Here is an 18,226-nt window from a genome sequence, read left to right as displayed (position 1 = left end):
CAAATCAAAATCCTAAATTATTATGTCAAGTGTCAACAAAGTTATTTTAGTGGGTCATCTGGGGAAAGATCCTGAGTTACGTTATTTAGAAGGTAATATTAGCGTTGCTAGTTTTCCTCTTGCAACTTCTGAAACTTTCAATCGGGACGGAAAGAAGGTGGAGCAAACGGAGTGGCATAATATTGTTATGTGGAGAGGGTTGGCTGATGTGGCGGCCAAGTACCTGACGAAAGGTCGTTTGGTGTACATAGAGGGAAAACTTCGTACTCGGACCTATGAGGATAAAGAGGGCGTGCGTCGGTACACTACGGAGATTGTCGCAGAGAGCTTTAATATTCTTGGTCGTCGTTCTGATTTTGAAGGTGGGACAAACCCTCAGACGGGAGGTACTGCTGGAACCGCTGTTCAAGCACAGGAGCAACAGGTTGACTTCACCGAGAACAATGAGGAAGATGATGGTCTGCCATTTTAAACTGTAAATAATAGAAAAGGGGTTCTTGAAATTTTATTTTTTGCCGTATCTTTGGCTTTATGTTGCAAGATAAGATAAAGCAGTATACAGAAGAGATTGAGCAGTTTGCTCCAACTTCAATCGCTGATGTTGAGGCGTTCCGATTGAAGTTTTTGGTTTCTAAAGGTATCGTAAAAAGTTTGTTTGAAGAGTTTAAGACAGTTTCATCCGAAGAGAAACGGGTGTTGGGAAAAGTCTTGAATGAATTCAAACAGTTGGCAGAGGATAAATTTCAAGAAGCCCAAGCTGAATTTCAACAATCTACTAGTGCTTTGGAAAGGAAAGAAAGTGATCTGACCTTGCCGGGCGAGGGTATGGAACTGGGGTCTCGACATCCACTTTCTTTGGTGCGCAAGGAAATCGTAGAGATTTTCAAGAAGCTGGGCTTTGTCGTCTCTGAAGGACCAGAGATAGAAGATGATTGGCATAACTTCTCGGCCTTAAACTTCCCGCCAGAGCATCCTGCTCGCGATATGCAAGACACTTTTTTTATTAAAAAGCAAGATGGTAATGATATCGCTCTGCGAACACATACATCATCGGTGCAAGTGCGTATGATGGAAATGGGGAAACCTCCTTTCCGTGCTATTATGCCAGGTCGTGTATATCGTAATGAAGCTATTTCTGCTCGTGCACATTGCTTTTTCCATCAGGTTGAAGGTTTGTATGTCGATGAGAATGTCTCGTTTGCTGATTTGAAGCAGACACTTTTTCATTTTGTGCAAGAGCTTTATGGAGAGGGCACAAAGGTTCGTTTCCGCCCTTCTTATTTCCCGTTTACGGAGCCATCTGCAGAGATGGATATCTCCTGTACAATATGTAAAGGTGCAGGTTGTAACTTGTGTAAGGGCTCCGGCTGGGTTGAGATTCTAGGTTGTGGCATGGTAGATCCTAACGTTTTGGAGAACTGTGGTATCGATAGTAAGAAGTACAGTGGGTTTGCATTTGGAATGGGTATAGAACGCGTCACAAACCTGAAATACGAAATAAAAGACTTACGTCTTTTCTCTGAGAATGATGCTCGATTCTTGTCGCAGTTTGAAACGGAGATTATATAATGAAGTATATTGGGATTTACATTGCATTCGCTTTTCTTAGCACTTTACTCGGAAGTTGTGGGAGTAGTGGTTGCAATGTAATACCTAATACTACGGTGCATTCCAGCTTTTCACAGGGTTCACATCCCAAGTTGTTTGCCGCTATGGGAGCTGATTATGTTGACGGCGGCGTTTGTGGATTGATTGTATACAATACCGGGGATGGATTTGTTGCCTTTGATCGCTGCAGTCCTGTCAATCCGGAGAAGCGGAATCGTGTTGAGCTCTATGGTTCTTCTATTGCACATGACCCTGTGAGTGGGGCTAAATGGCTCCTAAAAGACGGATCTCCCCTCGCTATTGCTGAATGTCCCTTAAAACCCTATCGAGTAGGAAAGTTTGGAACCACTTATACTGTTTCTAATTAATTATGAGTCAAGAAGATCTGGTAGTTGTTATTAAGAAAGCTGCACGGGATTTGTTTCGTAAATATGGCTATAATAAAACCAGTGTAAACGAGTTGGCCAAACAGTCCAATATATCTAAGGTTACCTTTTATAAATATTTTTCTTCTAAAGAATCTATTTTGCACGAAGTTCTTATGGATTATATACGTGAGAATGTGCAGGATATTTTGAGCTCTGGTGTTCGAGAGAAGGATCTTCCAACTTTTTTGGCTAATACAATTTTGAGGGTGAGTAGGGTCACTTATACTGTTTGTAATGAGTTTGTAGGCTGGGAGTTTATACGTGAGTCAACTAATGCCCAAGAATATTTAAAGACGCTGTCGGATGATCTTGAATTTCTGCTATTGAGCTCTTTTATTCAAAATGAGACTATTGGGAATACAATTGCCGAAGAGAAGTTGACTTTTCTAATCAAGACGAGTAAGAATATTGTCTTCTCGTTCGCTTTTACAGCGGTGACCGATGCCGATGTGAAGAAGAACTTTATCTCTTTCCAAAAAGAGATTTTACCTTATTTGGTTCAGGCTACGCTGGCCTAGCGCCAAGCCATTCGATTTAACCTATTTCCATAACTGCGGTTCAGCATTATAAGATGGTGTTAATATGCTGTTAAAAATGTATTTTTGCAGACATATGGGAAGAAGAATACCGCAAGAAAAAAGAAGCTTAAACAATGTCGAGATTTTTGATATTGCTGAAGAGGGAAAAGGTGTGGCGCGACATGATGATTTAGTATTATTTATCGAGAAAGCCATTCCGGGAGATGTGGTTAATGTTGAGCTGCAACGTAAGAAAAAAAGTTTTGCTGAAGGACGTGTTACGGAGATTATTTCTCCATCACCCTACCGGATAGACCCATTCTGTCCGCACTTTGGTGTGTGCGGTGGCTGTAAGTGGCAACATATGGAGTATGATGCGCAGCTCAAGTTTAAACAACAATCGGTTGATAATGCACTTTCCCGTATCGGTAAAGTTGATACAGCGAGTATGGAGCCTATTCTAGGCTCTGAGCAGACCCAATACTATCGGAATAAGTTAGAGTATACATTTTCCAATAAGCGCTGGTTGACGAATGTAGATGAAGCTACGGAGGCCAATAATATGGATGCTTTGGGTTTTCATGTGCCAGGACGTTTTGATAAAATCCTCGATGTAGAGCATTGTTTTTTACAAGAAGAACCTTCTAATAAATTACGGAATTCTATTCGAAAATTTGCGGTTGAAAATCAAATCTCGTTTTACGATCTGCGTATGCACGAAGGTGCATTGCGTAATTTGATTATCCGGACTTCTTCTACAGGTGAAGTTATGGTTATCGTTGTTTTTGCTTACCCTGAGGAAGGGCAGGTGGAACTATTGATGGAATATATAGCTTCACAATTCCCAGAGATAGTATCGTTGCTGTATATTATCAATCAGAAGAAGAACGATACGATCTTCGACCAGGATATCCATGTTTTCCGTGGAAGAGATTTTATCTATGAAGAGATGGAGGGCTTGAAGTTTAAGGTAGGGCCAAAATCTTTTTACCAGACGAACTCTAGACAGGCTTATGAGTTATATAAAATTACCCGGGAGTTTGCTGGTTTGCAAGGTACGGAACTTGTTTATGACCTCTATACCGGCGCTGGAACAATAGCCAATTTTGTAGCTCGTAATGCCAAGGAAGTCGTAGGTGTAGAGTATGTGCCGTCCGCTATTGAAGATGCAAAGATTAATTCGTCTATCAATAATATCGGTAATACGAAGTTTTTTGCAGGGGATATGAAAGATGTATTGACGGCAGACTTTATCACTGAACATGGCAAGCCTGATGTTGTGATTACGGATCCTCCGCGTGCAGGGATGCACCCTGATGTTGTCAAGCGTATCTTAGAAATGGCGGCCGAAAAGATTGTGTATGTAAGCTGTAATGCTGCTACACAGGCGCGTGATTTGGAGATGCTAAATGAGAAGTATCGTGTTGTTCGGATTAAGCCTGTGGATATGTTTCCGCAGACACAGCATGTTGAAAATGTTGTTTTACTCGTGTTAAAATAGTACAGAAATGGATTTAAGAGATCTTTTAAATAATCAATCCGCTGCTACGGGCGATGGACAAGAGGCTACAAAACCCAGTCCTTTGTCAAGCTTGAAGATTGACCTGGACTTTTACAGTGAATCTATAAAGGAAATTTCAAGTGAAATGATTGCTGAGGGCTATACGCTATATCCGATTTTTGTTGCGCACCAGCATGATGTAACTATTGGTGAAGTCATATTGGATAGGAGTGAGCTGAATACAAACTGGACTATCAATGCTAGTTCCTTAGAAGAGTTTGTGGACAAAGGTGTTATTCAGTCGGATAGAAAGGCTTATTTTGAAAAAAACTTTAAAAAAGCAGAAGAGTTTATGTGCTTATTTGTGGTTGTTCCCGAGGGAGCAAATTTTGTGTTCTACCCGTTTAAGTAAGAAACTGTTTAATACTTTTTAACATTCTGCAGTCCAATATTTGTTTACATTCGTATCACAATGATTAATTTTTTTATAAAAATAGCAATCTTATTCCCTGTCTTGTTCTTTTCAATGAAAGACGGAATGGCGCAGATGACAGAGTTGCCAAAAGTATCTGGATTGGTCCTGGAAAAGAGCACTGGAATTCGTTTGGCAGACGTGAATGTAATCAACCTTAAAACGAATCGGAAGGTTACTTCTAATAATTTTGGTGTTTTTTACATAGATGCAATGATCGGAGACAGCCTTTCTATTACCAAAGTGGGCTACGGTTCTTTGAAGACTGTAATCTATACCTTGGATGATCTGGTGTTGGAAATGCAACCAGGTATGCAGATTGAAACTGTCGTCGTAGCCCGCAAGACCAGGCAGCAGGAAATGGAGGATATTCTACGAGACTATGAGAAAAAAGGTATTTATAATGGTGGTAAGAATAAGGTCGGGACTTATTTGAGTAGTCCTGCTACGGCATTGTATAATCTTTTTGGAAGAGAAGCAAAAAATATGAAGCGGTTTGAGAAATATATGGATCGTGAGGTTAATGAAATCGCTGTTGATCGGTTGTTTACAAAAGCTGCTGTTGCAGAGCATACCGGTTTGGAGGGAGAGCAGCTTCAAAATTTTATGGAAATATATCGCCCTTCCTATGAGCTTTCAAAGCACTGGGGGCAGTATGATTTATTAAATTATATAGCTAGTTCCTTTAAGACATGGGATGCGCAAGGTCGTCCCGCTCCAGTGAGGCTGCCAAAATTAGAGATTCCTCCACAAAATTAAATAAAACAAACACTAGCGTCATTGGTTTATATTTTATCCTTTACTTTTGGCATTTGCTTTGTTTAGTAAATAGGGTTATATAGAAAACATTATTTGTAAAGTTATGAAAATGAATAAGAAATTAGCAGTATACGGTCTTTCATTGGCTACATCTGCATTGTTGTTAGGAAGCTGTTCGACTATTCAAAATGCGAATAATGCGACTAAAGGCGGGGCTATTGGTACAACAGCTGGTGCTGGTCTTGGCGCATTGATCGGTGGTAAGGCGGGTAATACGGCTATCGGTGCTATCGCTGGGGCTGTAATCGGTGGTGCAGCAGGAACGTTGATCGGTAATAAAATGGATAAGCAGGCTAGAGAGATCGAGAATACAATTGCTGGTGCCGAAGTCGAAAAAGTAGATGAGGCGATTTTAGTAAAATTTGATTCAGGAATTTTATTCGACTTTAATAAGTCTACACTAAAAAGTGAGGCTAAAACAAATATAGCTAAATTGGTTGAGACCCTAAATAAGGAGCCTAACACAGATATTTTAGTGATTGGGCATACGGATAATGTGGGTACTTTGGCGGCAAATGATAAGGTGTCTAGTGATCGCGCAAAATCTGTGAGGGATTATGCTGTTTCACAGGGGTTGTCTGCTGGACGTATAGCTACTGAAGGGAAGAATTACTCTGAGCCCATTGCTTCTAACGATACAGAAGCAGGGCGTGCGCAAAATCGCCGTGTAGAAATTGTAATTACTGCTAGCAAGAAAATGCAAGACGAGGCAAGAAAGCAAGTAGGTCAGTGATGATCTCGTCCTGTAGAGATATATAGAGAGGCTCTCCTGTTTTGGAGAGCCTTTTTTGATTTATACTGTTGCTACACTCTCAATCGATAGTGCGTTACTTTAATTAGTGATGGTGTAGTAACCTTTTTCAGAAAGTGGGTAAATAGGAGCTTGATAATTATTTGTTAAAATTTGGTAAGCTCTGCCAAACTGTCATAAATAATGGTATTTTATTTTTAACTTTGTAGTCTTTTACAATAAGCTATGTTAGAATTAACACATACAACAAAAACGCACGACGAAGACCGTCAAGGAGAGGCTTTGGAGTTAGCCCCAACAGGGAAAGCTGATGGGAGAAAGCTTTATATTGAGAGCTACGGTTGTCAGATGAACTTCTCGGACAGTGAGATTGTTGCGTCTATATTGATTGATAAGGGGTTTGAAACAACCAAGGATTATAAAGAAGCCGATGTAGTATTTATTAATACCTGTTCTATTCGGGAAAATGCAGAGCAACGTGTTCGCAACCGTTTGAAGGAATTTGAATCCGCTAAAGCGAAGAATCCAGGGATGGTTGTCGGTGTATTGGGCTGTATGGCGGAGCGTTTGAAAGCTAAATTTCTTGAGGAAGAAAAATTAGTGGACGTAGTTGTTGGGCCAGATGCTTATCGTGATCTGCCTAATTTGATCGAAAAGGTAGATGATGGTAATAAGGCTGTGAATGTATTGTTATCACGAGAAGAGACTTATGCCGATATCAGTCCTGTTCGCTTAAATTCTAATGGCGTTTCTGCATTTATTTCTATTATGCGTGGCTGTGATAACATGTGTTCATTCTGTGTGGTGCCTTTTACCAGAGGACGGGAGAGAAGCAGGGATACACAGTCGATTGTAAAAGAAGCAGAGGATCTGTTCAATGCTGGATATCGTGAGGTTACATTGTTGGGACAGAATGTCGACTCCTATAAATATACACCTAAAGTTGAGGATGGCGAGGATGCTCTTCCGACTGTTAATTTCGCAAACCTGTTGGAACTTGTTGCTCAGGTGAGTCCTGAATTACGGATACGTTTTTCTACATCGCATCCAAAAGATATCACTGATGAGGTATTATATACGATGGGTCGATATGAAAATATCTGTAAGTATATTCATTTGCCGGTACAATCGGGCAATTCTAGAGTGTTGGAATTGATGAATCGTACGTACGATAGGGAATGGTATATGGATCGAGTAGATGCTATCCGTCGTATCATCCCTGAATGTTCTATCTCTACGGATGTTATTACAGGTTTCTGTACAGAGACTGAAGAGGAACACCAAGAGACGCTCTCTATGATGGATTTTGTGAAGTATGACTTTGCTTATATGTTTGCCTATTCGGAACGTCCAGGTACGCTAGCTGCAAAACGCTACGCCGACGATATACCAGAAGATATCAAAAAGAGACGTTTGACTGAAGTAGTCAATAAACAACAAGAGCATAGTTTGGAGCGTATACAACAGTATGTAGGTAAAGTACATAAAGTACTGATTGAGGGATTCTCTAAGCGGTCGGATCAGGATTACTGCGGACGTAATGATCAAAATACGATGGTTGTATTCCCTGTAGATTCTCGATTCAAAGTCGGTGATTATGTACAGGTGCTGGGCGAAAGTTGTACTTCAGCGACATTGATTGGTAAGATAATCGATTAAAGCTAAAAATTAATATCTCATTACTCAAGACTAAGGACAATGGACATCCAGGACATAAAAAACAGGTTTGGTATTATAGGGAATTCTCCTTTGCTTAATCGTGCTATAGATGTTGCGAAGCAGGTTGCTCCTACCGATATATCTGTTTTAATACAAGGTGAGAGTGGTGCAGGGAAAGAGGTTTTTTCGCATATTATACATCAGCTGAGTGCGCGTAAGCATGGGCCATTTATCGCGGTAAACTGTGGGGCCATACCCGAGGGAACTATTGACTCCGAATTGTTTGGGCATGAGAAAGGATCTTTCACAGGTGCACATGAAGCACGTAAAGGTTATTTTGAAGTTGTAGATGGTGGGACCATTTTTTTGGATGAAGTCGGAGAGTTGCCTTTAAATACTCAGGCTCGTTTATTACGGGTCCTAGAGTCGGGTGAATATATACGGGTCGGTTCTTCAAAAGTGCAGAAGACCAATGTCCGTGTGGTGGCAGCGACAAATGTGGATGTATATGAAGCTGTAAAGAAAGGTAAGTTTAGAGAGGATTTGTATTACAGGTTGAATACGGTTCCATTACGTATCCCCTCTTTACGGGAGAGAAAGGAAGATATATTTCTACTGTTCCGAAAATTTGTGGTTGATTTTTCAGACAAGTATAGGTCTCCAGGTGTGCAGTTGACACCAGATGCTCAGGAGTTATTAGCGAATTATAGTTGGCCAGGGAATGTGCGGCAGCTAAAAAATATTGCGGAGCAGATCGCAGTACTAGAAAAGGAGAGAATCGTAGATGCTCGGATTCTGAGTAACTACCTCCCTGTAGAAAAGAGTTCAAGTACGTTACCGGTATTTGTAAAAGAGCAGGGTAAAGAAGATTTTTCAGAACGGGATATTCTTTATAAAGTTCTTTTTGATATGAAAAAGGATATGGTTGACTTGAAAAAACTGGTTGTAGAGTTGCTTCAGAACGGTAATACTGCGGCTTCTTATGATCAAAACGCTCAATATATTAATCAACTATATCAAGAGGTTAAGCCAGCTCCGGCACAGCTTTATAATGAGGAGCTGAGTAGCACACCTACACTTACAATACATAACCCGGCAACAGGTTCTTCAGGTAATAACTATGTCTCCATTGATGATACACAGGATGTGGAAGAGATAGAAGAGTCACTGTCTCTTGTCGATAAGGAGTCGGATATGATCAAAAAAGCCTTGAAAAAGCATAAAGGTAAGCGTAAATCTGCAGCCCAGGAACTTGGGATTTCGGAACGTACATTGTATAGAAAAATTAAGGACTTAAATTTAGACTAGATACTTATGTGGGGATTAACAGCTCGTTTGAGAGTAGTTGGGGTGCTATTAGTGGCACTTTTTATGGCTCAAAGTTGTGGTGTCAAGTATGGTTTTACTGGAGGCTCTATTCCAAAGGATATGAAAACGTATTCTGTTTTGTATTTTGAGAATATCGCTCCTATGGTATATACGACACTTAGCCAGAACTTTACCGAGGGATTAAAGGAGCGTATCCGAACGCAGTCTAGTCTGAGTCAGGTTAATGCAGATGGAGATGCTATTTTTGAGGGAACGATTACCAATTATACGATCACTCCTGCATCGGTTGCTGCCGGTGGACTCGAAAGAGCGGAGAATAGTAGGTTGACCATTACTGTGAAGGTAAAATATACGAATCGTTTAGATCAAACAGGCGAGAGTAATTTTGAAGAAAGCTTTTCTCAGTTTAAAGAATTTCCGGGTTCAGATGTTACTAGCTATGAGGCACGGTTGAATGAAGAAATCATTAAAGCTTTGACCGAGGATATTTATAATAAAGCGTTTGCTAACTGGTAGTATAATTCGAATATGACAGATTTAAATAATTCAGAACATATGCTATACCGACAAGCTCTTGTTGATCCATCTAGATTGACAGAAGAGGACTTGTTGGGGTTGATCGTGCGCTTTCCTTATTCTCAACCGTTGATATTTGCTTATGAACGTAGGAAGAAACTTATCAATGAAGTTTCTCCTAGCCGTGAGCTTGCTCTATTGTATGCTCCTAATGCGAATTGGCTTTGGAACTTTGTGAATGCACCTGTCGTGAAGGTCGAAGAAGTCGTTCCTGAAAAGGAGGAGTATATTCCTTTTGAATTGTACGATAAGCCAGATGAAGATTTTGTATCTCAAGAGGACACAGTACATGCAGAAGAGGAACAAGTTGCAATGGCAGAGGGCCTGAAGCTTGAAGTGGAGGATGAGAAGACTGATCCAGATAAAGAAGAGGTTGCTGAAGCGAGCAAAGAGGAGGTTGAACTAGAGAAGTTGTTTCAAGGGGGTGCTGTCCTTGGAGACTACTTTGTCTTTGAAGAGAAGGAAAAACAAGTAGAAGAGGATATTATGGAAGAAGGTTTATTGTCTTCTTCTAATGATGACCCAGAGGATGTAAGTCTATATAATGATGATTTGATGCCTTATAGTTTCCGGTGGTGGTTGCACAAGACGAGACTAGAGCATGCAGATATATACCAGCCATTTATTGCTCCACATCTGCCGAAGCCAGAGAAAGGGCATTTTGATCTATCGAAATTAGACGAAACGATTCTAGATCAACAGATCAAGGAGAATATAATCCACTTTCAGGACCCAGAGAGTAAGCTTAGTGATGCGGTAAAGAATAGCCCTTTGAAACCTGTTGAGCCAAAGAAAAGTGATCAGGTAATCGAACGGTTTATAAAAGAAGAACCTATCATACAGGCACCTTCGGCTCAAAATCTTCATAATGAAAATATGGCGCGTCAAAGTGCGGAAGATAATTATTCTCTTGTTACAGAGACATTAGCAAATATTTATATTGATCAGGCACTTTATCTTAAGGCCATTGAGGTTTTCAAAAAATTAATTTTGAAATATCCAGAAAAAAAATCGTATTTTGCGACCCAAATTCAAGAGTTAGAAAAAAACTTATAAATAATATTAACTAAGAAATGACAACATTATTCATTATCCTGATTATTTTGGTGAGTGTGATTTTAGCATTTTTCGTGCTGATACAGAATCCAAAAGGTGGAGGTTTATCATCAGGATTTGCTGGTGGAAGTAACTTAATGGGAGTTCAACGTACAGGTGACTTTTTAGAAAAAGGTACATGGACCCTAGTAATAGCGCTTATGGTATTTAGTTTAGCTATTAATATTTTGGGACCTAGTTCAGGTTCTAACACTGGAGGTCTTTCTAATCAAATCGAAGCTCCTGCGCAAGCACCTTCTTTGAATTTGAATGCTCCAGCTCCAGCTCAACAAGGAGCGCCTGCTAAACCTGATTCAGCGAAATAGAGGATAAGAAAAATAGTAAGCCTTACAGTACTTCTGTAAGGCTTTTTTTTTGCTCGACTGTCATGATGACACAGCTCTGCCTGATAAAGACTGTCAATTCTTTGGTTGAAAAGGAAAAAATGGCAATCTTTTGAGGGATGTTTCCTTTGGCACAGTTGGTGATGGTGATATTGTATAAAAGAAAAAATTAAAAATAAACGTATAATAGTATAATTATGGCATTAAGTATTAAACCTATTGGAGACAGAGTGGTTGTAGAAGCTGCTCCAGCAGAAGAGAAGACAGCATCAGGTATCTATATTCCAGATACGGCTAAAGAAAAACCATCGCAAGGTACTATCGTGGCAGTTGGTGCGGGTAAACCTGAAGAACCACTTACTGTTAAAGTTGGTGATAAAGTATTGTATGGCAAATATGCAGGTACTGAAATTACTTACGAAGGTAAAGAGTATTTGATTATGCGTGAGGCTGATATTTACGCAGTACTTTAATAAAAAGGTCAAAATTAAAAAAATCAAAATAAGAGTTATCGGAGAAGTATTCTACAACATCTATTGTCTAGATACTCAATACTAACTACTTAATACTAACAAAATGGCAAAACAAGTTAAATATAACGTCGAGGCGCGTGAAGCCCTTAAAAAAGGAGTTGATACACTAGCGAATGCAGTGAAAGTTACGTTAGGTCCCAAAGGACGTAACGTGATTATTGAGAAAAAATTTGGTTCTCCAGCAATCACTAAAGATGGTGTGTCTGTAGCTAAAGAAATTGAGCTTAAAGATTCATTGGAAAATATGGGTGCTCAAATGGTTAAAGAAGTTGCATCGAAAACGGCTGATCAAGCTGGTGATGGTACTACGACAGCTACTGTATTGGCACAAGCTATCGTTGCTCCAGGAATTAAATCTGTAGCTGCTGGTGCTAACCCTATGGATTTGAAAAGAGGTATCGATAAAGCTGTTACAGCTGTAGTTACTAACTTAAAATCGCAGTCTCAAACTGTAGGTGCTGACAATAATAAAATCAAACAAGTTGCTTCTATATCAGCAAACAATGACGAGGTTATCGGATCTTTGATTGCTGAGGCAATGGAAAAAGTTGGTAATGACGGTGTTATTACTGTTGAGGAGGCCAAAGGTACAGAAACTGAGGTTAAAACTGTAGAAGGTATGCAGTTTGACCGTGGTTACTTATCTCCTTACTTTGTAACTAATTCGGACAAAATGGAGGCTGAATTAGAAAACCCTTATATTCTAATTTACGATAAGAAAATTAGTAATATGAAGGAGTTATTACCAGTTTTAGAAAAACAAGTTCAAACGGGTAAACCATTGTTGATTATTGCAGAGGATCTAGATGGTGAGGCGTTGGCTACTTTAGTAGTGAACAAAATTCGTGGTTCTTTGAAAGTTGCTGCTGTTAAAGCTCCAGGATTCGGTGATCGTCGTAAAGCGATGTTAGAAGATATCGCTATCTTGACTGGTGGTACTGTTATCTCTGAAGAGAGAGGTTATAAGTTAGAAAATGCAGAATTGTCTTACCTAGGTCAGGCTGAAAAAGTTGTTGTCGATAAAGATAATACTACTGTGATCAATGGTTCTGGAAATGTTGATGATATCAAGGCTCGTGTAGCTCAGATTCGTTCACAGATTGAAACTACTACATCTGACTATGACCGTGAGAAATTGCAAGAGCGTTTAGCTAAATTGTCAGGTGGTGTCGCTGTTTTATACGTTGGTGCGACTACAGAAGTAGAGATGAAAGAGAAGAAAGACAGAGTAGATGATGCATTACATGCTACTCGTGCTGCTGTTGAAGAAGGTATCGTCGCTGGTGGTGGTGTTGCTTTTATTCGTGCAGTAGAATCTCTTTCTAATCTGAAGGGTGATAACGAAGATGAGCAAATTGGTATCGATATTATCAAAAGAGCTATCGAAGAGCCGTTGCGTCAAATCTGTTTTAATGCAGGTGTTGAGGGTGCTGTAATCGTGCAAAAAGTGAAAGAAGGAACTGCTGATTTCGGATATAATGCCCGTACAGATAAGTTTGAGAACTTAATCGGTGCTGGTGTTATCGATCCTACAAAGGTATCTCGTGTAGCTTTAGAAAACGCTGCTTCAATCGCTTCTATGTTGTTGACAACGGAGTGTGTATTGGCAGATGAGCCTGAAGAAGCTGGCGCAGGCGCAGGCGTACCTCCGATGGGTGGAGGAATGGGCGGAATGATGTAGTAAATTGTTCTTATCATATAAATAAAAAAATCCCTGACTTGAGAATAGTCAGGGATTTTTTTTATGCTAATACTGTTAATTTAGCACATATCTATGTCGAAGATACATACCTGCATTCCTTTATTAAATGATATTTCGAAGAACAGTGAACATGAGCAAGATTATCCCCAGGATTATTAGTGCATTCTGTCCATATAGAACCCTGCGTAATCTCAGCTCCTGACCGGTTGGTTCCGGTGTGAGCTGTAGGTAAAATCCAACAATTAAATATGGGACAAGGAGGAACAGCATAGGGTTCTCTAAGAAAGCATGTTTAAGGTCTCCGTTTAGCAAGAAATGGGTTGCCCGCTGTCCTCCACAGCCTGGACAATCTAATCCCGTAATAGCCTTTATAGGACACTTTGGAAACAATACGTGTTCTAATGGGTTGAAGTATTTGTAAATTAAAGCAGCTGCTCCTAGTGCAAGAGGATACAAGAAAAGAAATGCTTGTCTTTTGCTTAGTTTCATTAAAATGCTGAAGTAAGGAACCCTAATCCAAATAGACCTAGGGTAAGTAACCACACGAGACCACAGGCTACTATGTTAATAATAATCCATTTTTTAGCATTTTTTGAATCACTCTCCGCTCCCGCAAGGTCTCCAGCATAGAACTTCTTCTCTACCCGTGATGCATATACTATAGCTGGTATTCCAAATATCCAGCAGCATATTATTGTTGTAATTATGCTTTCGACGAGATATGTTTTTGGAGGTCTTAGGTAGTTTGTATTTGCTGTCCTATCTGTGGTGAAGGAGGGCTGTACTGTGGATTCTCCTGACATGGATGTTGGAATGGCGGGAGGAACTGAATTAACGAAGAGATCTTTTAGCTCAGGTACATCTTGAGCTTTTGTCCAGGTTACCAAATCCTCAGTCCATATAAGTGTATTCGGGCCAATCTGTTTCGTTCGAAGTTCTTCGAGTGTGAGTGGACCGAAAGAGTTTTTTCCATCTGAGTAATGATAACTTTTTGTTGGCATAGCGTGTTTTATCTTAGTATCTTACTAAGATAAAACATAAATGTGAAATATGTACAATCCCTACTTTGTTACTGGTTTAATTTTTTTCGTGGGTATTATTTTGATTTTTTATACATTCAAGCGTGTTAATGGGAAGCGGAGAAATGTGTATACCGAATTGCCAGATGCTTTTATAGAGGGCATTTTATTAGATAAAATAAGATTTTACCTAAATTTGTCCGATGTGGAAAGAAGTGTATTTAAAGAACGTGTACAATATTTCTTGAGAAAAGTTAAGATATCAGGGGAGAAGGGAGCAATAGTGACGGATTGTGATAAGGTATTGATTGCTGCAAGCGCTACGATTCCTTTACTTCACTTTGAGACTTGGGCTTATGAAAATCTAGAGGAGGTCATTGTGTATCCAGATTATTTTGATGAGCGATTCGACACACAATCTGATAGTAAGAATGTGGCGGGAATGGTTGGCTCTGGGGCTATGAATCGAAAGATGGTTTTATCTCTGCCCGCTTTGCGGGGAGGGTTTGACAGGTATGTCGATGGGAATACGGCAGTTCACGAGTTTGTTCACCTTATTGATAAAGCGGATGGTGTAGTAGACGGTGTCCCTGAATACCTTATCCCCAAGGAGCTGATTGATCCCTGGATGAAGGAAATGAACCGAACCATACGGGAGATACGGGAAGGAGATTCTGATATTAGGACCTACGCAGGTACAAATGAAGCAGAGTTTTTAGCTGTGCTATCTGAGTATTTCTTTAAGAAGCCAAAGAAACTACAGGATGAGCATCCAGAACTGTTCGCTCTACTTGATAAAATCTATAATAGAAGATTAGAGGTTTGATTTTAGGACAAAAAAAAGGTTGAAATTCTAGAATTTCAACCTTTTGTAGCCCGTAGGGGAATCGAACCCCTGTTTCCAGAATGAAAATCTGGCGTCCTAACCCCTAGACGAACGGGCCTTTATTTGTTTCGGTGTGCAAATATAGGATTAATTATTATTACTCCAAACAAAATATTCATTTTTTTTAATGAATTTCAATTCTTATTTTTAGAAGTCAATCAAAAACTTAAAAATGAGATATATCGTTTTATTTGGAGCACTTTTAGGTGCCTTAACGGCTCAACATGCGCTTGCACAAGCGTCATCTATCGCTGACCAAGTGCAGGTGAAATGGGTCCCTGATATTAATTATAATGGAAAAGACCAATTGGATCTGACATTGATCGTGAAAAATACTTCTAATAACTATTTGGATCTGAGTAAATGGGACTTATGGTTTAATGCCATGTATCCTGTTGTCGACAAGACTACAGCTCAGTATTCTTTTTCTGATCAACGGGGGAATTTATTCAAGCTACAGTTTGCCGAAAGTAACTTAGCGCCTAATGATTCGTTGGTAATGGTGTATACTACTAAGTATGCAATTTCTAACTTGTCTACAATGCCTAATGGGTTTTATTTTCAAAGTCGGACAGATAAGAGTATTTACTATCCAGTGCGTAATGTGTCATACACCCCTATTACAACGACTGCGGAGATTCAAAATGGTTTTAATGAATCTCTTTTTGAACGAAATGCTCGATTAAATAAGAAAGCTGCTTTGCCATTGATTTTCCCAACACCTAGCACGATGAAAATGGGCAACGGAAGCTATACAATTTTATCCCAATTAGATTACTTTGTCTCTAATGAGTTTGATGTTAAACTAGATGTTCTAGGTAATATTCCCGCTATTCGTAATCTGCAATTGTCCCCTACGAAAGAGGAAAGCGCACAGCTGGTTATTAAACGGGTTGAAGGTCTTAAGAATGAAGCTTATAGGCTTTCTGTAGGCAAAGAAGGAATAAGGATTGAATCTAGTTCGGATGCTGGCGTACAATATGCGTTACAATCGTTGGTGTCGATGTTGAGCCCTGATATGTATTTTGCTAAAGCCGTACTGAAGCTACCTTTTGTTCAGGTAGAGGATGAGCCTCGGTATGCTTATAGAGGTTTCATGATGGATATCGCACGAAATTTTAAGGATAAGACTACTATTTTCAAATATTTGGATTTAATGGCTCGGTATAAGCTGAATGTTTTCCACTTCCATTTTATTGACGACGAGGGCTGGCGGATAGAGATACCTTCGCTTCCTGAATTGACAGCAGTTGGTGCCGTAAGGTCTCCTCTGTTCAGTAATGGTCGCTCTTTAGAGCCTGCTTATGGTTCGGGCGGAAATTCTGTTTCTGGCAAGTTCTTGACAAGGACTGATTTTATAGAGATCCTAAAATACGCACATGATCGTAATATCGTCGTAATCCCCGAAATAGAGACGCCTGGGCATGCTAGAGCTGCTATCAAAGCGATGCACGCTCGGTACGAGCGATTGATGGCTGCGGGAGAGAGAGAAGAAGCCGAGAAGTATCTATTGTATGATCTAGAAGACCGTTCGGAATATAATTCTGTGCAGAATTTTGGCGATAATGTTATAAATCCTGCGTTGCCTTCTACTTATGCCTTCTTAGAGAAGGTAATTGACGAGTTTATAGCGATGTATAAGGAGGCGAATATTCCTTTCAAAAAGATTTCTATCGGAGGGGATGAGGTGCCTAATGGAGTATGGACAAAGTCTCCAAAGATTGATGCCTTGATGCAAAGAGAAGGAATGAAGTCACCGCACGAAGTATGGCCTTATTATATAGAACGGGTTAATGCAATCTGTTTGGCTAAAGGACTGGATATGGCGGGGTGGGAAGAGATTGGTATGGTGAATAAGGGGCAGGGGATGGTCGTGAATCCTGAGCTTCGAAACAAGTCAAATATACAAGTGGATGTCTGGAATAATGTAATCGGAGGTGGACAGGAAGATCTGGCATACCGTTTAGCGAATGCAGGATATCAGACGGTACTTATCAGCGCATCCAATATGTATTTTGACATGATGTGGAATACTAATTTTACAGAACCGGGACTTAAATGGGCTACCTATGCAGACTTGTTCCATTCCTATTCCTTATTACCAGAAGATTACTTTGCAAATATTGATACCTATTACAGTGGGAAGAAGTTGGGTAAAAAGGGATTCAGTCAGCGTGTACGATTGACTGAGAAAGGGAAGGCAAACTTTTTAGGTATAAAGGGTGGACTATGGGCAGAGACTGTATTGAATGAGGAACAGATGGATTATTTGGTTTTTCCTCGCTTTTTTGCATTGGCGGAACGCGCATGGTCAGATAAAAGACCGTATGAAAATGAAGCTAAGTTTGATCTGAAACTTTTGGAGAACGATTACGCTAAGTTTATTATCAAAGTGGGAACGGATGAGCTGCCAAAGATTGCTGAACAGGTCAAGTTCAGACTCCCTGGTGTCGGACTCAAGGAGATCAAAGGAAAAGTATTTGCTAATGTCGAGTATCCAGGTTTCTCTATTTATTATACTTCGGATGGTTCCTTGCCTACATTAAATAGTGAGCGCTATGAGGCGAATACGCCGGTTTTCTATCGTGCTGGTCAAGTCTTAGCCTTTGCAGTCGTTGATACCGAGGGAAGACTGGGGCAAGTCTCTTACTTTAAGAAATAAATGGGATAATGTCTTGCATTTCGATATCGGAATGCGAGACATTATAAAGGCATGTGTCTCCTTGCACAATAAGTAGTTGCGGAGACTCATGTCTTACCTTCCAAAGCTCAGCTATAGCATTTGAAATGTCTCGGTGTGCGATTAGATCCAGATAATATATAACTGTATCCTCGGGAATAAGGTTTTTATCATGCTCGAGGTTACGTTTGGCCATCGAACTTACAGGGCAGCGTGTGCTATGTTTGAATAGGATATAAATGTCATTGGATCTGTATATATCCTGAATTGTATCTATCGATTTAATGTCTTTCCAAATCATTCGCT

Annotated in this window: 20 protein-coding genes and 1 tRNA gene; 17 read left to right on the top strand and 4 right to left on the bottom strand. The window is 40.0% G+C overall.

The window, feature by feature from the left end; genetic code table 11:
• The first annotated feature begins 22 nt into the window (after positions 1-22).
• The 15 genes from CLV99_RS17480 to groL all read left to right on the top strand — a co-directional run bounded on the left by CLV99_RS17480 (position 23) and on the right by groL (position 13,314).
• Positions 23-472 (top strand): single-stranded DNA-binding protein, encoded by a 450-nt coding sequence (locus tag CLV99_RS17480; protein WP_133585797.1) that lies wholly within the window; start codon positions 23-25, stop codon positions 470-472.
• Between the two features lie 59 nt (positions 473-531).
• On the top strand, positions 532-1,569 hold the full coding sequence (gene pheS / locus CLV99_RS17475) for a phenylalanine--tRNA ligase subunit alpha (RefSeq protein ID WP_133585796.1): 1,038 nt from the start codon (positions 532-534) through the stop codon (positions 1,567-1,569).
• Entirely contained in the window at positions 1,569-1,976 is a 408-nt protein-coding gene (locus tag CLV99_RS17470) for a hypothetical protein (protein WP_133585795.1), read from the top strand. The genes pheS and CLV99_RS17470 overlap by 1 nt, the downstream gene beginning before the upstream one ends.
• Positions 1,977-1,978: 2 nt before the next feature.
• Positions 1,979-2,554: a TetR/AcrR family transcriptional regulator gene (locus CLV99_RS17465; protein WP_133585794.1), complete on the top strand. Its 576-nt coding sequence runs from the start codon at positions 1,979-1,981 to the stop codon at positions 2,552-2,554.
• Positions 2,555-2,648: 94 nt separating this feature from the next.
• Positions 2,649-4,055 (top strand): 23S rRNA (uracil(1939)-C(5))-methyltransferase RlmD, encoded by a 1,407-nt coding sequence (rlmD, locus tag CLV99_RS17460; protein WP_133585793.1) that lies wholly within the window; start codon positions 2,649-2,651, stop codon positions 4,053-4,055.
• A 7-nt stretch (positions 4,056-4,062) separates the two neighbouring features.
• Positions 4,063-4,467, top strand: coding sequence for a hypothetical protein (locus CLV99_RS17455; RefSeq protein ID WP_133585792.1), 405 nt, complete (start codon positions 4,063-4,065; stop codon positions 4,465-4,467).
• Positions 4,468-4,527: 60 nt separating this feature from the next.
• Positions 4,528-5,286: a hypothetical protein gene (locus tag CLV99_RS17450; RefSeq protein ID WP_133585791.1), complete on the top strand. Its 759-nt coding sequence runs from the start codon at positions 4,528-4,530 to the stop codon at positions 5,284-5,286.
• Positions 5,287-5,395: 109 nt separating this feature from the next.
• A complete protein-coding gene (locus CLV99_RS17445; protein ID WP_246032790.1) occupies positions 5,396-6,079 on the top strand; it encodes an OmpA family protein in 684 nt (227 codons plus the stop codon).
• A gap of 243 nt (positions 6,080-6,322) precedes the next feature.
• Positions 6,323-7,756 (top strand): tRNA (N6-isopentenyl adenosine(37)-C2)-methylthiotransferase MiaB, encoded by a 1,434-nt coding sequence (gene miaB, locus CLV99_RS17440; protein ID WP_133585789.1) that lies wholly within the window; start codon positions 6,323-6,325, stop codon positions 7,754-7,756.
• 39 nt (positions 7,757-7,795) lie between these two features.
• Positions 7,796-9,064 (top strand): sigma 54-interacting transcriptional regulator, encoded by a 1,269-nt coding sequence (locus CLV99_RS17435; RefSeq protein WP_133585788.1) that lies wholly within the window; start codon positions 7,796-7,798, stop codon positions 9,062-9,064.
• 6 nt (positions 9,065-9,070) lie between these two features.
• Positions 9,071-9,601 (top strand): LptE family protein, encoded by a 531-nt coding sequence (locus tag CLV99_RS17430; RefSeq protein WP_133585787.1) that lies wholly within the window; start codon positions 9,071-9,073, stop codon positions 9,599-9,601.
• Between the two features lie 39 nt (positions 9,602-9,640).
• Positions 9,641-10,717 (top strand): hypothetical protein, encoded by a 1,077-nt coding sequence (locus tag CLV99_RS17425; protein WP_246032789.1) that lies wholly within the window; start codon positions 9,641-9,643, stop codon positions 10,715-10,717.
• Between the two features lie 17 nt (positions 10,718-10,734).
• Positions 10,735-11,082 carry a preprotein translocase subunit SecG gene (gene secG / locus CLV99_RS17420; RefSeq protein ID WP_133585785.1) on the top strand — a complete coding sequence of 116 codons (348 nt, stop codon included), beginning with the start codon at positions 10,735-10,737 and terminating at the stop codon, positions 11,080-11,082.
• 215 nt (positions 11,083-11,297) lie between these two features.
• Complete coding sequence (locus tag CLV99_RS17415; protein WP_021071123.1) at positions 11,298-11,573, top strand: co-chaperone GroES; 276 nt, start codon at positions 11,298-11,300, stop codon at positions 11,571-11,573.
• Positions 11,574-11,676: 103 nt separating this feature from the next.
• Entirely contained in the window at positions 11,677-13,314 is a 1,638-nt protein-coding gene (gene groL, locus CLV99_RS17410) for a chaperonin GroEL (RefSeq protein ID WP_133585784.1), read from the top strand.
• 123 nt (positions 13,315-13,437) lie between these two features.
• Here groL and CLV99_RS17405 read toward each other — a convergent pair whose 3' ends face one another.
• Together CLV99_RS17405 and CLV99_RS17400 are read right to left on the bottom strand one after the other, a co-directional pair.
• Positions 13,438-13,824 (bottom strand): DUF2752 domain-containing protein, encoded by a 387-nt coding sequence (locus tag CLV99_RS17405; RefSeq protein WP_133585783.1) that lies wholly within the window; start codon positions 13,822-13,824, stop codon positions 13,438-13,440.
• Positions 13,824-14,336: a CD225/dispanin family protein gene (locus CLV99_RS17400; protein ID WP_133585782.1), complete on the bottom strand. Its 513-nt coding sequence runs from the start codon at positions 14,334-14,336 to the stop codon at positions 13,824-13,826. Before CLV99_RS17400 ends, CLV99_RS17405 begins: the two co-directional genes overlap by 1 nt.
• 49 nt (positions 14,337-14,385) lie before the next feature.
• Between CLV99_RS17400 and CLV99_RS17395 the strand changes: the two genes are divergently transcribed.
• Complete coding sequence (locus tag CLV99_RS17395) at positions 14,386-15,180, top strand: M90 family metallopeptidase (protein WP_133585781.1); 795 nt, start codon at positions 14,386-14,388, stop codon at positions 15,178-15,180.
• Positions 15,181-15,226: 46 nt separating this feature from the next.
• Here the strand turns inward: CLV99_RS17395 and CLV99_RS17390 are convergent.
• Positions 15,227-15,298, bottom strand: a tRNA-Glu gene (locus CLV99_RS17390).
• Between the two features lie 114 nt (positions 15,299-15,412).
• Here CLV99_RS17390 and CLV99_RS17385 point away from each other — a divergent pair.
• Positions 15,413-17,902, top strand: coding sequence for a beta-N-acetylhexosaminidase (locus CLV99_RS17385; RefSeq protein WP_133585780.1), 2,490 nt, complete (start codon positions 15,413-15,415; stop codon positions 17,900-17,902).
• On the opposite strand, the gene ytxJ is transcribed toward CLV99_RS17385, so the two are convergent.
• Positions 17,892-18,221, bottom strand: coding sequence for a bacillithiol system redox-active protein YtxJ (gene ytxJ / locus CLV99_RS17380; protein ID WP_133585779.1), 330 nt, complete (start codon positions 18,219-18,221; stop codon positions 17,892-17,894). The two genes, CLV99_RS17385 and ytxJ, sit on opposite strands and share 11 nt — an antisense overlap.
• Positions 18,222-18,226 lie beyond the last annotated feature (5 nt).

The sequence above is a fragment of the Sphingobacterium yanglingense genome, assembly GCF_004363245.1.
Classification (GTDB): domain Bacteria; phylum Bacteroidota; class Bacteroidia; order Sphingobacteriales; family Sphingobacteriaceae; genus Sphingobacterium; species Sphingobacterium yanglingense.
The sequence above is the reverse complement of the archived record's forward strand: the minus strand, read 5'-3'. Positions and strand labels throughout refer to the sequence as shown.